We start from the raw sequence: 14,319 nt of genomic DNA on the forward strand, positions 1-14,319 counted from the left end.
AGTCATAATCGCCGACCTTTTTGGTATAGCTTACATTTCCTGATGCATCAGTAGTTTTTGCCTCATTATCCAAAATTACTTCTGCTCCTGCAATAATTTCATTATTATCAACAATTGTAAAAGTAATATTGAATTCATTTCTAACAAGTGTAACATTTTCAACAATATCATCATCAATAACATTTATACTTCCTGAATAAGTATCATATTCATCTTTTGAAACCTGGTAATTTAAATTATTCGCAGGAGTTACTTTATTAAAAATAACTTCTCCATAATTGTTACTTTTTACAGTTCCGTAATTTTGAAGGTTCACATCGGCATTCTGTACGATTCCATTTGCATCAGATATTACAAATTTCACTTGATATTCTGCTGCCGAAAGGTTAACACTTTGGTTAACATCCTGATCTATTACTGAAATATTCCCGGTATACTTCCTGTAACCTACCTTGCTTATTGTGTATTCAATATTATCTTCCGGAGAAATATTATAAAAAATGGCTTTTCCGAATTGATCTGTTACACGAGATTCATATCCTTTAAGACTAACAGTTGCACCTGCTATAGAATTACCTACTTCATCATCTACATAAATTGTTAAAGTATACAACTCCTCATCCACTATATTTACTGTATAATCTTCAACTTCTCCTAAACCTGCTTCTCCACAACTAGATCCACAGCCTTCTTCATATGCTTTCGTTCTTATTCGCATTCGATGCTCACCTAAATTTGCATCTGAAGGGATAATAATGTCAAAACTTGTCTTACTCCAACAATTTTCTTCACATAGTATTTTCTCACTTGCATCTTCAAAACTTTTATTATCATTAAAATCAATCCACACTGCAAGATCAACTTCACCAAACTGGGACAACTCCTTATTTATTGTTAACGTATAGATTTTTCCTGCACCAAGTTTAGTTGAGATATCTGTAAAATTTTGATAGCCCCCATATCCACTGTTTATATTTTCTATGTCAGCAAGTTTAATCGTATTGAAAAATAAACTCCCTCCTCCACTTGCGGCACAATATCCGGTTGTTATTGCATTATTTATTGCTGGATCAACGGTATTGTAACACATTTGATCTGAATTGTATTTGAACACTGCAAAGTGGTAAGTGTAACTATCATCCAGATTGGAAACAGTACATGTACTTTCTGTTCCTGAATAAATGGCAATATTACTTCCCCCAATATCTTCGCCCTCTTTTATATTTGAGTTTGCTACGTATATTACTCCATTCTCAGGTACCCAATCAACTGCTGTATTTTTCTTTACCAAAACAAGAACCGGATCTCCATCATTTATCCAATTAATGGTAATACTATTGTCATTGATCTGATCAACTACCATATTGCTAGCCTGAGTATTTGGAGGATTACATCCTGTTTTACACTTTACATTTGTTCCATAAGATGTACCCGTTGAATTGATAGCATAAGCCCTTACAAAATAAGTGCTTGCCGGACTTAGATTGTCTAATTCGGCATTAAAAGTTCCAACACCTTCACCTACAATAATTTTATCATCATCTATAGTAGGATTAGCTTGAGTACTCCAAACAAAGCCTCTTTCTGTTACCGATGAAGATCCTTCATTAATAATCTCTCCTGAAACCTGTGCGGACGTAAAAGACAATAATGACACCTCTCCTGTTTTAACAACAGGTGAATTAGCAACTGGAGAAACCAATGGGGTTTGCCACAAACCTCTTCCATAGGTAGCTGCGTGTAATCGTGAATTATTTAAATTATCATTGTCGTAATAAATTTCCAATTCCCCAATTTTTACATTAGGTAAGCCTGAATTGTATATTACCCAATCATTATCTCCTTTTTTAAAGTAAACCCCTAACTCAGTACCCAAATATAAATGACTTTCATCTGTTGACTGTATGTTCTGCACAAGTGAATAGGTAGGAAGTTCAGGTAATCCATTGGAAATATCGATCCATGTTTCTCCACCATCCTTTGATTCATACACACTATAGGAATTATAAGCACTAAGAGAAACCCAAATTACTTTTTCGTTAAAATGATTTATAATTACACTCTGTATATAAGACTGATCAACAGGAAGATTATTGGTAATTTCTTTCCAGTTCTTTCCTCCATTGTCTGTTCTCCAAATAGTATTGTATTTTCCCGCAATCAACACAGAACTATTTGTTGGAGCAATTGTTAACAATTCAATTTTATTAGAAAATTTAATATTAGATATAGCCTCCCAAGTATCTCCCTGGTCGGTAGTTTTCCATACTTCTTTATATCCGGCATAGAGTGTATTGTGATTATTAGGATCGATGATATATGGAGTCACCCATGCTCCTGCCCCTGCTTCAGGAGGAGTTATATCTGTTGATATTCCCCAAGCATTTCTAGTTCTTGATATATGACCATTTTGGCTTGCTGCGTATTGAATGTCACTATCAGTATAATCAATAATACATTCCATACCATCACCACCCCCTACTTTATTCCACGATTCATCTGAAACCAATAATGTACCATTATCCTGTAAACCCGTTATTACCTGGCCAGTCATGGTTTGAGAAACACCAAGCCTATACATTTGACTAATCACCATACCGTTGGTCTTATTAGTCCAGTTATCCCCATTATCTTTCGATAAAGCTAAGCCTCCATCGTTACATTCAAACAGATCTCCATTAGATCTGTATTTCAACATATGTTTATCAACATGAACAGTTGCTATACCATCCATTCTGCCATCAAAGGATTTATTCACTCGGGTCCAGTTTACACCACCATCATCCGATCGCCAGGTCATAATTCCACCAACCAACAAAGTATTTTCCTTACTTGGGGAAGCTGCAATAGCTAAATCGTAAAAGGCTTGACCGCCTGGATCTGATGTACTGTATCCTAATAGATTTAATGTACTTCCATCTAATTTTTGTGTGAAATTTTCTCCACTGTCGGTGGATTTATAAATACCTTCCAAACCTGATTTCATTGAGCTTAAAACAGCATACACAACATCCGGATTAGATGGTGTTACAGCCAATTCTACCCTTCGTGCATTTGAATTTTCATAAGTATTTTTCCAGTTTTTTCCACCATCGGTTGACAAATAAATTTTCCCATCATCTGTGGCTCCGTATAAAGTCGAGAAATCATTAGGCTTAAATTCCATCTCTTTAAAGAATAATGAGGTCAACTTGTTATCCCATGTAGTACCGCCATCAGTAGTTTTAAAAACGCCAATGGTAGTTGCTGCAATTAAAGTGTTATCATCATTCGGATCTAATAGCAGCCTGGTTGACGTTTCGGTATTACGTAACTCTAGAGATAATCCCGTTTTATTCCATGTACTACCTCTATTGGTTGATTTTAATACCCCGACACTGTAATTATCCCATGCATTTTTATCTCCGGTTGCAATATAAATTGTGTGAGAAGTTTCATAATCAGTTGGAATTACGATATCTGACACTCCCAATACATTATTATCATCGGTTAAACATTGCCATGTATTTCCATTATCATTGGTAACCCATAAACCGCCAGAAGGTGCACCAATCCAATAAGTGTTATTATCGCTAGGATGAAAGGCAATACAATTGATACGGCCCAGATTACAATAATTGTCTATATTACTTTTCGCTTTGGCAGGTCCCATAGCACTCCAATTGGCAGTTGTAGATTTTGCACTCTTGGTACCTCTATAAAATTCATTAAAAACCTGCTGGGCAGATTTTTCAGGAAATTTCCCTGTTTTTGGGTCAACCTGACCTCTCATATTCCACTCCCAACGCTTAAATTGTTTCCATCCGTAAGCTTTTTTCTTTACGCCATTTTCATAATAATAACCTTTACCATTTACATTAAAGGGTTCCCAGTACTTATTAAAAGCTTTCTGGTGATCTTTTAAGGTATATTCAACACCTGTTGTTGAAGATGCTTTTGTCGAAGTATTTTCTCCAACTGCTTCTTCTGACTTTGTTTTTTTAGGTAAATAATCAAGCCAAGCTTGTGCATAGATTCCTGTGGTTAGGAATTGAATTAGAATAATTGTTAAAATAATTCGTCTCATTAGTTATTTGTTTGTAGTATTATGCTTTGCAAATCTTATCTGCATATAATTTAGTTTTCATATATAATCGGTTGCCTTCCACCTTTATATCTGTAATGCTAAATTTCATTTTTTGATAATCGATAACCCGAAATAAATTCTTAAACATGGTATTGTACTGATCGCCCACCGACTTTACTTTTCCACCCTCCTTGGTCATCAACAGCAGGTTATTCAGAATCACATCGAGATAGGCATTCCAAAACGAATAGTGCAACGATGCATCTATCATTCCATTTTGGTAAGCTGTTGTATCAGACTTTTGGAATGGCTGATACCTAAATATCCCGGAAGGAAATTTGATTTCGAACTGGTTAATTTTTGAAACAATATCCTTTCCCGATTTGGTATTGTAAGAGTAATATTTCAACTCCTTAATGGGATATTGCTTGGGAGTATTGATGTAAAGCTTGATAAAATTATAACTCTCCTCCCTGGAGCCTTTGATCTCACTTTGGAGTAAATCTGCCGAAATTCGAATGGTATTTGTACTGTCGCATTCATTTGATATTTGCCTGATGTTGGCTGAATTCACCAAAACAAATACCTCATCGAAACTTGAAGTGAAACTTTTTTCTATTGGCAGAGTTTTTAAATCGACCTGTGCAGCCGACAAAATATTGGTTAAGCTCACAAATTTTGAGCTGGCATACCTTTCCTTTTTATCGGAGGTATAATTGTCCACAATCGATCGATAGGCAAGATTCTTCTTTAAACAAGCCATGGCAACCGCTCTCAATTTGGCTTGTTCCAATGCCATATCCGAATCCATATAGGGATCCGAAACACCAATGCTAAATTCATCGGATGTTGCCAACTGAATCCAAGCTGGAAACTTTCCGTTTTCAGAATCTTGCAAAAATTCAGTTTGTAGAGAATCCACAACCAAAGAGCAGGAATCCCGGACCTGCCCTTTTAGTTGTAGATTACCTAAGAAAACTACGAATAATATCAAAAGTGATTTGATATTCATTGTTATGAAAAACGATTGATTATGATCCTATTTTTGCCATTTCCTCTTTAAAATCTTTCTTGAATTTTTCGTATTCAAAATCGATTTTTAACTTATCATCCTGGCTAATTCTGTCTGCCATATTTTTAATGATTTCCTCTCCTGCAAGCTCCATCGCAACATAACAATGAAATTTACCATCTTTGGTTTTCTTCATTTTCTCACAAATCACACGGGTTCCATTAAGCACCTGGCTTACAATACTTCTTGAAAGATCCTGGAAACGCTGTTTTGCTTCCTGATTTCCGTTAAAATCGTGCTGTGAAGAATAGTTGTCAGTCACAACATTTACTTTTGCTTGAATTTCAGATGCTAAACCAGCACGGGCATCTGCATAAGCTATTTTCTTAGCGATACTCATATTTGGACTTAAACCATCAGCTGATGCTCTAAAATATTCTCCATTGGTAAAATATTCTGGTCCTGAACAAGGAACGTCAAAATCTACTTCATCAGCTTGTTGTACCTGTGCTACCTGTTTTGGTGCCGAACATGCAAACATTGCACCCATCATTGCAAATGCAAATAATTTTCCTAAACGTGTTTTCATTACTTGATAATTTTATAGTTTTTAATGTATTGTGTAATTTTTATTCTTACTGATGCTTGAAATAGAGTTGCTGAATTTCATTCTCACGCAACTGGCGATTGTAAATTCTCAGGTTATCAATCTCCCCTGTGAAATACCTTTTCGCACCGGGATCATAACCAATAAATCCTCCTTCACCACTCTTAATATTTCCTTGCATCCTGGTATTCTCAACCAAAACCATTTGGCCATCTACAAACAATTTTGAACGTGATTCATTCTTCAGAACCTCAACGGTTAAAGTGATCATGTGCCACTGGTTATCCAACAAAATTCGGTTGGCATCAAAATCAAATGTTAGGTATCCTCTGTCGGAATATCTTTTCTGATAGAACAACTGATTTTGAAGCGTAGTTCCTAAAATGGTACATCCTGCAGCTTTTCTGCCAAGAATGGCTCCTCCCGAACTTGTTTTTACCCATGCACTAATGGTATATGCACTCCAGTTTTCAATCGGATGCTGCGGAATTGCCAAATAAGAATCTCCATTAAATTGTGCCGATTTACCTGCCCCACTCAAAGTACTATTGATCACCATCGGAGCATGATCTCCTTGTACCAAAGCATTGTAATTGCTCAAGCCCATAATATTTTTTCCCGTTCCATCGTCGAATGTATAGTAGGCCAGTAATCCTGAAGGAACAAGTAGCTCCTGAGTTGGCTTGGTATTGTTTTGCTGAGCCCTCTCAGGCTGAACTCTTGGCTGAACCGTTGGAGCAACAGCAGAATGATCGATGGTCATTTGCAATTTTTTCAACTCCTGAATGAGCTTTCGCTGCATTTTCTTTAAAACATTTCGACTCGCCGACATGCGTGCCGTTGATTCAGAAGTACTTTCCGGAGCTAAAGATCGCTGGTCGTTTACCGAATACTGAAAAACAGTTTCCTGTGTATTTCTTTTCACAATTTGTAAACTTACCGATGTGAAATACTCCTTCATGTTGTACATCTCTCCACTAACAATGCCTCCTTGCCGAAACTCTTCACTTACATCTACAATGATATCTGCGGATGATTCATTGGGAACAAAATTGAAGTAGTTGTTGCTTAAAATCCTTTTTACAGATTTGATTAAAGCTGAATTGCCATATTGCCCTTGTCTTAAAAAGGCTTTAAGAGTTTGCTCCTCTAGCTCAATTGTTACTTGCGCCTCAGGTATGGATTTGATGGTACGAATTAAGTTTCGAACCATTTTATCATTGGCGGCACAAAGTTTTTCCATATCAGGCTTTATGCGAACCACCTGTCTGCTTTGTTTACTTGTCACATTTAAAATCTGCAATTTTGCACTACCATGCTCGTTGGTTAAAAGGTTCGCATTTAACTCTCCGGAACCCGAGGTGAACTCTGCCTTTAAAGGCAAGTTTGCAATGGAATATGCTCCCTGTTTTGCAATTAAACTGACTGGTTCTTTAACTGCCTGAAAGTTCTGTGCTTTTAAGGAACTCGGTATTGCCGATAACTGAACATCGTCGAACGCACCAAGTAAAGATTGATACAACTCATTCCCAAGATAAATGGTTTCACCATTTACCTGGTATGCCAGATTTTTATTCAGATCATTCTGAATCAGCTTTAAACCTTCAACGTAATTGAAAATAGCTCCTGATAGATTTCCAGAAATCTTTTGTCTCTTTGCTTTCTGCAAATTATCGTAAGCCTTTTGTTGAATTCTTTCAATTCGAATACGTTCCTTTTCTTTGTAATCGTATTTATTCAATTGATAGTACACCCAATATTCGGTCTCATTCTCCCAGGCTTCTACCAATTGATAATCTTCAATGGTACGTTGAGCCTCCACTTTAATATCTTCCTTGAAAGAAGTGGATACCTGTGCATTGTCTTCCAAAGTATTTAGCAAAGAGTTGCTGGCAACCTTTACCTCTATCTCGGAAACCAAATCACTAAGTGCTTTTTGCTTGGCAACTTTCATGTAGTCTTCCTGCGATTTTTCAGCATGTCCAATACCCGTATAATACATGGTATTAATTGGTCGACTGCTCACCCACGAAGGCTTATTCTGTCCAATCAATTGAATTGGAATTAATAGTAAAAGGCACAGGGCCAGAGTCCTCAAAGAACTCTGGCTGGCACCTTTCATATTTAAAACAAGAAAATTCATTGTTATTCTATTTGTTTGAAATCAACTATTCCTGAATGGTGATATAAACAGTATTGCCATCAACACGTTTTTTACAAGCAATGCCAATATCACTGCGTAAATAATCCCACAGATTGAAAGCAAAGTCGCTCACGCTAAAAGGATTTCCATTTCCATCTTTTGGTGGAACCTGAATCTGATCGAATATGATAGCTTCAGCTACAGATCCCTGCACATGGTAACTTCCGTTAAAGGCATTCTTTTTCACCCAAATACGTAATAGATCCGATAAAGGAATCATATCGTTTCCAAGTTCGGTATCCATATCTGTTGCTGAATCGCTGGCAATTGAAACATTCAACACAATGGTGTTTCCATTACTTGCCTTTTTCTGGAAATTTGCATTTACCTGATTCAAAAAGTCATCCAACATGATTTTGATGGCAAGGGATGTTAATTTATCCAGAGCATTGCTTCTAAATCGAGGCGACCATGTTTGTTTGCTGGCAATGATATTTCCTGATGCCGTTTCATAGGCTTTAAGAATAAGGGAAACCCTGTTTCCATTGGCTGCAAAATCTTTTTTGATATCAACCGAAACATAGATATCTGATCCTGAATTGCGAATCAACTGTTTATCCACAGTCTGGGCATCATTCATTTCAAAATTGGCAGCACGCATGGCCGCATTCATTTTTGCCTCAAAATCAATAGTAGTAACACCTCTCTGATTAAAACCTTCCTGAACTGCTGCAACGGCAATTCTTTTATCGAAATCATTCTGAAGAATATCCTTGTAGGATTCCCCTGTCTTTTTGTAAGGAATTACCATAATGGTTGGGAGTTGCATTTCATCTACAACTTCCATAGTGTGAGAATTTCCTACAGAGTAGGAATCAGCCTTTGAAACAAAGGCTGATAACAAAAACATACAAAAGATGATTATTGAAACTATTCTAACTTTCATTTTAAAGAATTAATGCATTACATTTTAATTGGAGGCCATGGTCCAGTTCTTGGAATCATCTCTGCAAAAATCTTTAACTCTCCATTAAAATTTGCCAAAATCTTATCTCCTCCTTTTACTACTTTACACTCTGCAAAATCTTCACCTTGTACATCTGTAACCTTAATTCTACCAATTTCGATAATACGCTTTTTGCCTCTAAACTCTTTCTCTTCACAGATTTTGAATTGATCGCCAGCCTGTACGCCAAGAGCTGAACCTGCCTCAATTAGTAAGCTTTTTGCAGCACCTTTTTTCTCTGCTGTAATTTCAACAATCTCAGCAGTAATTGGGAAAATCGCCTTAATCTCCTTGATTACCTTATCTTTTGCATTTTTCACAGCCTTCATTATAGCTGCATCTTTAGTCTTTTCACTTAATAGCGTAGAGCAAGCAATATCTGCCATTCCTTTTTGAGTTCCATCTTTCAGGTTGGTTACCTTGAAAACAAAATTCAATTTTCCACCAAATCCAGTTACCTGTCCTTTATCATTTTTCACTGGAACGGCATCATAATTCGATAAAGTTCCTGTAACTATATAGTCAGCACCCTTTTCTCCTGCTTCACTCAAGCGTTTCATATTATCTTCATTCAAGGCTGACTCTCCTGATTGACGATAGATTTCCTTTCCTCTAGCAGATAAAGTATTGATATCAATTACTTCGTGTAAGCCTTTTTCAACAAATGCTTGTACAATTACATCATGAACATTCTTAGCGTATTGCTCAGAATTTTCAAAGCTACATTTGACATCCCCAATCAAGACCACTTCTTTTTTTTCCTGAGCAAATAAGATGCTCACCATCATCATTAGAGTTAAGAGTACAGATAGTTTTTTCATGTTTTTCTTTTTAAATTTATAATCAGCAATAATTATGGTGCTTTAATTCAAAACACCAACGAATCATAAAATAACAGAAAGAAAAGTGATTCTCTGTAATACAAAAACACCTATCTATCAAAGCGTTTTGTTTAATTATTAAACAATTGACCTAAAGAATCCAAGGCGAATAATCATTCTATCTTATTTAAATTCCAACTGTATCACTGCAAAAATCAGCTCATTGTTAATTGCTCCCGGTTCACTATCTTTACAGCTTAATAATTAATGTACCATACATGATCACAACAGACCAGCTAAAGAGTTTAGCGGAACGCACGGAAGCGTTAAGGAGGTATCTTTGACATTGATGCCAAACTAATTCAGATACAAGAGGAAGAAATGAGAACTCAGGCTCCCGGATTTTGGGATAATCCAAAGGAAGCAGAAGTTCAAATGAAAAAGGTTCGTGGCCTTAAGTCATGGGTAGAATCCTACGATGAAGTAAAAGAATCATATGATGATTTGGCCGTTCTTTTTGATTTTGCCAAAGAAGGAGAAGCTTCACCAGAAGAGGTAGATGAGCAATTTTCATCAACGCAAAATCTTATCGAAGCTCTGGAATTGAAAAATATGCTTCGAAAGGAAGAAGATAAACTGGGTGCAATTCTTAAAATTAATGCCGGAGCAGGTGGAACCGAAAGTTGCGACTGGGCAAACATGCTACACAGAATGTATCTTCGTTATGGAGAATCGCATGGGTACAAAGTCAAACAACTGGAATACCAGGAAGGTGACGAGGCAGGAATTAAATCGGCAACTTTAGAATTCGAGGGTGATTTTGCCTACGGATACCTGAAATCAGAAAATGGTGTTCACCGTTTGGTTCGATTATCTCCTTTTAATGCAGCCAACAAACGCATGACTTCTTTTGCTTCGGTATATGTATATCCTGCAATTGATGACAGTATAGAGATTGAAATTAACCCTGCAGATATTTCCTGGGATACTTTCCGATCTGGTGGTGCTGGAGGACAGAATGTTAACAAAGTTGAAACCGGTGTTCGACTGCGACATGCTCCTACTGGAATTATCATTGAAAATACCGAAAGTAGATCTCAACTTGGAAACCGAGAGAATGCACTTCGTTTGTTAAAATCTCAGTTGTACGAATTGGAATTGAGGAAACGACAGGAAGAAATCGATAAGATTGAAGGTGCTAAGATGAAAATTGAATGGGGATCCCAAATTCGTTCTTACGTAATGCAACCCTACAAATTGGTTAAAGATGTAAGAACCGGACATGAATCATCAAACGTTCAAGCTGTAATGGATGGTGATTTAGATGGATTCATTAAAGCATTCCTGATGGAATTTGCGGGAGAAGAAAAAAACTAAATACAGAAAGGACGTAATTCTATTACGTCCTTTTTATTTGATAATTACAAACTTATGCTAGTGTAACCGAAACTGGTGTAGGATTCAAAAGATTATCCAACACCGGACTTCTCTCTTGCATTATTTCCAACCATTTTTCTTTTTGCTCTTCATTAGCTTCAAATACGGGTTTCAGCACAATTTCTATATTTTGATAGCCAGCCCTATCTTTGGTTGGCATACCAAATAACTTCTCTGGATTTAATTCTCCTTTTATCTCAATATCTAAATCTTTAAGTTCAATATCCATTTCATTGGCAACTTTAAAGGCCAATATATGAATACACCCACTTAATCCACAAAGAATATATTCCACCGGATTAGGAGCCAGATCGGTGCCTCCTAAAGGTGAAGGTTCATCAACCATCACTTTAAAATTTCTAACGCTAATTTCTGATCTTGAATTAGATTTTGTCTTTGATTCAATAAGAAAATCAATTTTCTGAATTTCCATCTGCTCCATACTTTTCTGATTTAAATTGTACATTTACAAAAGTAATTAGGAAGATACAGGATGGTGACTTCAGCCCTGTGTACTTAAATATATCAGAGGGTGTAATTTTACACCTGCGTAAACAAATTAACATGGAGCAAATTCACGATTCGGGAAAAAGATGCCTTTCCATTCTATCAAGTGATGAAAATGAAGAACTGTATTCAAAAAGCAACAGTCTTAATTTCGAAGCCGGAGAACTGATTATTAAGAAGGGAACTCCTGTTAATAACATCTATTTCTTAAAATCAGGCATTGTAGAATTGTCATTGAATGAAGCTCCGCATCGCCAAATTTTAAACTTACTTTTTGATGGTGAATTTATTGGAATCAATTGTGTTTTTTCCACTGCTCAATATCGGTTTTCAGCACGTGCATTAACCAACTGTTCCATAGAACTATTAGACAAAGAAACTTTTACCAAACTTTTGAAAGCAAACAGTACGCTTTCAATGGCATTTATTCAATATATATCATGGGTTAATGAAGGTTTTCTCAACTGGCAGATGAAATTAAAAGAGAAAAATTCTGCAGGCGCACTTGCTTTTCTTATCAGTGAATTTCAGAAAAACTTTGATAGCAATTCATTTGAGATTCCCCTAACAAGGCAAGAGATGGCCAGAATCATAGGCTTCTCCAAAGAGAGTGTTTTGAAAAACCTTGCCGATTTTAGGAAAGAAGGTTTAATCAATAGTAATGGTAAATCCATTACAATTATCGACGCCTTGCGTTTGGAGGAAATTGCCAAATATGGTTGACAGCTCTTTATTGCTCCGATTTTCTTTTCTCTTTTGGCTTTACAATTCCACCCAGCATGATACCAAATAATCCGCCATAAGGAAGCATGGTGTACCAATTGGCCTTTATCGGGCAAGTTCCCGATACACAACCAACGTATCTCCAGTACAGATAGCCTCCAAGCAAACCAATCAATCCGCCAATAATTTCAAATTTTCTTTTATTCAAAAAGTTCTTCATTTTGTTTAAATTATTATTAGCTTAAACCTAATAAAGATTTTCCAAAAGTTTCGTCAATTACATGACAATTAACACTTCCGAATTTTATCATTAAGTATATCTACTAATATTCTCGAAAGCCGTATATTTGTATTCACAAAACCAAAGATACACAACAACACAATGTTAAAGATCTATCACAATCCAAGATGTGCCAAAAGCCGTGCTGGATTAAAATACCTTCAGGAGAAAGGTTTGGAACCTGAAATCAGATTGTATTTAAAAGAAGAATTTACCGAAGCAGAACTTGCTGATTTGCTGATGAGAATGAACAAAGAGCCCCAAGAAATCATTCGAACTCAGGAAAAAATATATAAAAGCGATTTTAAAGGGAAAAACTTTAATCGTGAAGAGTGGATCAAAATATTGATTGAATACCCTAAGCTAATCCAACGCCCGATAATCGTAAAGGATTGTAAAGCTGTATTTGCTGATCCTGTCGAAAACGCTGACGAGATTTTATAATCTCTTATAAATTTAAATCTTTCTTAATTACCTAATTGAGTTGTGCAACAAAATTCAACAGTAGCTTTATTGCCTGTTTTCAGTTATTAAATCAATTGAGGAAAATGAAGATATTTAGAAAATATTACCTGATCATGCTTTCGGTAATTTCAGCAGCCTGCGATCCTTTTAACACAAAGATCGGACCTGAAGTTTCTCTGTATCAAAGTACCGAAATCAAAGATTTTTCCTTTCCGGATACGCTTAAAGTAATGACCTGGAACATTAAATTTGGTGGAGGTCGTATCGATTTCTTTTTCGATTGTCATGGCGATCGCGTCATTATGGAAAAATCCGAGGTTTTAAATCATCTAAATGCTTTGTCTCAAAAAATCCGAGAGATCAACCCGGATATATTATTAATACAAGAGGCAGATATCAATGCCAAAAGAAGTGCTTTTATTGATCAAGTTCAATATCTTCTTGATAATACTGATTTAAATTATGCAGCTTATGCATCACAATGGAAAGCTTCTAAAATTCCGAGTGATGGTATTGGCAAGATGGATTCCGGCAATGCAATTTTATCGAAATGGAAATTTACGGATGCGAAGAGAATTGCCCTGCCTTTAATTCAATCGCAGAATTTCATTGTTCGATATTTTTATTTAAAAAGAAACATTCTGGATGTTCAATTGGAACATGAAGGAAAAAAACTTCATATACTGAACACGCATGCATCGGCCTATGCAAAGGACGATACCAAGAAAAAACAATTGGATATTATTAAAGCTTACGCTGATGCAATCTCATTAAAGGGAGATCAATTAATACTAGGAGGTGATTTTAATTCTCTTCCGCCTTATACAAAACAAACCAGCAAGTTTGATGATTCGGTTTGTACCGATGAAGAATTTGAAGCAGACAATTATTCAGCCGAAACGGAATGGATGATGCCTTTCTATGAAAATTATCAGGCAGCCATTCCTTTGGATGAATATCGAAATAATAATAAAGATCATTTTACGCATACCACTGACAAGAATGGATTCTGGAATCGAAAACTGGACTACTTGTTTACAAACGGTAAGTTCATCGATAAAAGCGGAGAAACTTTACAAGAGTGGATGCAAATCTCTGATCATGCACCAGTGATTATTAATTATGAGTTATGAATTAAGAATTATGAATTTACATCAACCACAGAAATCATACACTATTAACCTTCAGTTTAATAGCATCCGTTTTCAATGATTCATTCATCATTCATCATTTATAATTCATCATTATTTCC

Annotated in this window: 12 protein-coding genes; 4 read left to right on the plus strand and 8 right to left on the minus strand. The window is 36.1% G+C overall.

Annotated elements, in window-relative coordinates:
- From M0051_RS18160 to M0051_RS18185, 6 genes are all read right to left on the minus strand, one after another.
- On the minus strand, positions 1-4,066 hold a 4,066-nt coding region (locus M0051_RS18160), incomplete at its 3' end, for a GEVED domain-containing protein (protein ID WP_306742982.1).
- A 19-nt stretch (positions 4,067-4,085) separates the two neighbouring features.
- Complete coding sequence (locus tag M0051_RS18165; RefSeq protein ID WP_306742983.1) at positions 4,086-4,964, minus strand: hypothetical protein; 879 nt, start codon at positions 4,962-4,964, stop codon at positions 4,086-4,088.
- 133 nt (positions 4,965-5,097) lie between these two features.
- A complete protein-coding gene (locus tag M0051_RS18170) occupies positions 5,098-5,667 on the minus strand; it encodes a hypothetical protein (protein ID WP_306742984.1) in 570 nt (189 codons plus the stop codon).
- Between the two features lie 46 nt (positions 5,668-5,713).
- Positions 5,714-7,828 carry a LamG-like jellyroll fold domain-containing protein gene (locus M0051_RS18175; protein ID WP_306742985.1) on the minus strand — a complete coding sequence of 705 codons (2,115 nt, stop codon included), beginning with the start codon at positions 7,826-7,828 and terminating at the stop codon, positions 5,714-5,716.
- Positions 7,829-7,853: 25 nt separating this feature from the next.
- Complete coding sequence (locus M0051_RS18180; protein WP_306742986.1) at positions 7,854-8,738, minus strand: DUF6175 family protein; 885 nt, start codon at positions 8,736-8,738, stop codon at positions 7,854-7,856.
- Between the two features lie 53 nt (positions 8,739-8,791).
- Positions 8,792-9,655: a hypothetical protein gene (locus tag M0051_RS18185; RefSeq protein ID WP_306742987.1), complete on the minus strand. Its 864-nt coding sequence runs from the start codon at positions 9,653-9,655 to the stop codon at positions 8,792-8,794.
- A gap of 278 nt (positions 9,656-9,933) precedes the next feature.
- Here M0051_RS18185 and prfB point away from each other — a divergent pair.
- Positions 9,934-11,032, plus strand: a protein-coding gene (gene prfB / locus M0051_RS18190) for a peptide chain release factor 2 (protein WP_306742988.1) whose coding sequence is annotated in 2 segments (ribosomal slippage) — positions 9,934-9,996 and positions 9,998-11,032 — 1,098 coding nt in all. Because the reading frame shifts where the segments join, the coding sequence is not laid out codon by codon here.
- Between the two features lie 52 nt (positions 11,033-11,084).
- On the opposite strand, the gene M0051_RS18195 is transcribed toward prfB, so the two are convergent.
- Complete coding sequence (locus M0051_RS18195; protein ID WP_306742989.1) at positions 11,085-11,525, minus strand: OsmC family protein; 441 nt, start codon at positions 11,523-11,525, stop codon at positions 11,085-11,087.
- 131 nt (positions 11,526-11,656) lie between these two features.
- On the opposite strand from M0051_RS18195, the gene M0051_RS18200 reads away from it, so the two are divergent.
- The gene (locus tag M0051_RS18200; RefSeq protein WP_306742990.1) at positions 11,657-12,322 is read left to right on the plus strand and encodes a Crp/Fnr family transcriptional regulator; all 666 of its coding nucleotides are present in this window, start codon (positions 11,657-11,659) and stop codon (positions 12,320-12,322) included.
- A gap of 7 nt (positions 12,323-12,329) precedes the next feature.
- Here M0051_RS18200 and M0051_RS18205 read toward each other — a convergent pair whose 3' ends face one another.
- Positions 12,330-12,542, minus strand: coding sequence for a hypothetical protein (locus tag M0051_RS18205; protein WP_306742991.1), 213 nt, complete (start codon positions 12,540-12,542; stop codon positions 12,330-12,332).
- A 162-nt stretch (positions 12,543-12,704) separates the two neighbouring features.
- On the opposite strand from M0051_RS18205, the gene arsC reads away from it, so the two are divergent.
- Together arsC and M0051_RS18215 are read left to right on the plus strand one after the other, a co-directional pair.
- Positions 12,705-13,046: an arsenate reductase (glutaredoxin) gene (arsC, locus tag M0051_RS18210; RefSeq protein ID WP_306742992.1), complete on the plus strand. Its 342-nt coding sequence runs from the start codon at positions 12,705-12,707 to the stop codon at positions 13,044-13,046.
- A gap of 104 nt (positions 13,047-13,150) precedes the next feature.
- Positions 13,151-14,200, plus strand: a complete 1,050-nt coding sequence (locus tag M0051_RS18215; protein WP_306742993.1) for an endonuclease/exonuclease/phosphatase family protein — start codon at positions 13,151-13,153, stop codon at positions 14,198-14,200.
- Positions 14,201-14,319 lie beyond the last annotated feature (119 nt).

The organism is Marinifilum sp. D714 (assembly GCF_030851345.1).
GTDB lineage: Bacteria > Bacteroidota > Bacteroidia > Bacteroidales > Marinifilaceae > Marinifilum.

Bases quoted from the DNA above. Each gene is read 5' to 3' on its own strand.
- M0051_RS18170 (WP_306742984.1), bottom strand. From the start codon at position 5,667: ATGAAAACACGTTTAGGAAAATTATTTGCATTTGCAATGATGGGTGCA.
- M0051_RS18175 (WP_306742985.1), bottom strand. From the start codon at position 7,828: ATGAATTTTCTTGTTTTAAATATGAAAGGTGCCAGCCAGAGTTCTTTG.
- M0051_RS18180 (WP_306742986.1), bottom strand. From the start codon at position 8,738: ATGTTTTTGTTATCAGCCTTTGTTTCAAAGGCTGATTCCTACTCTGTA.
- M0051_RS18185 (WP_306742987.1), bottom strand. From the start codon at position 9,655: ATGAAAAAACTATCTGTACTCTTAACTCTAATGATGATGGTGAGCATC.
- M0051_RS18195 (WP_306742989.1), bottom strand. From the start codon at position 11,525: ATGGAAATTCAGAAAATTGATTTTCTTATTGAATCAAAGACAAAATCT.
- M0051_RS18200 (WP_306742990.1), top strand. From the start codon at position 11,657: ATGGAGCAAATTCACGATTCGGGAAAAAGATGCCTTTCCATTCTATCA.
- M0051_RS18205 (WP_306742991.1), bottom strand. From the start codon at position 12,542: ATGAAGAACTTTTTGAATAAAAGAAAATTTGAAATTATTGGCGGATTG.
- arsC (WP_306742992.1), top strand. From the start codon at position 12,705: ATGTTAAAGATCTATCACAATCCAAGATGTGCCAAAAGCCGTGCTGGA.
- M0051_RS18215 (WP_306742993.1), top strand. From the start codon at position 13,151: ATGAAGATATTTAGAAAATATTACCTGATCATGCTTTCGGTAATTTCA.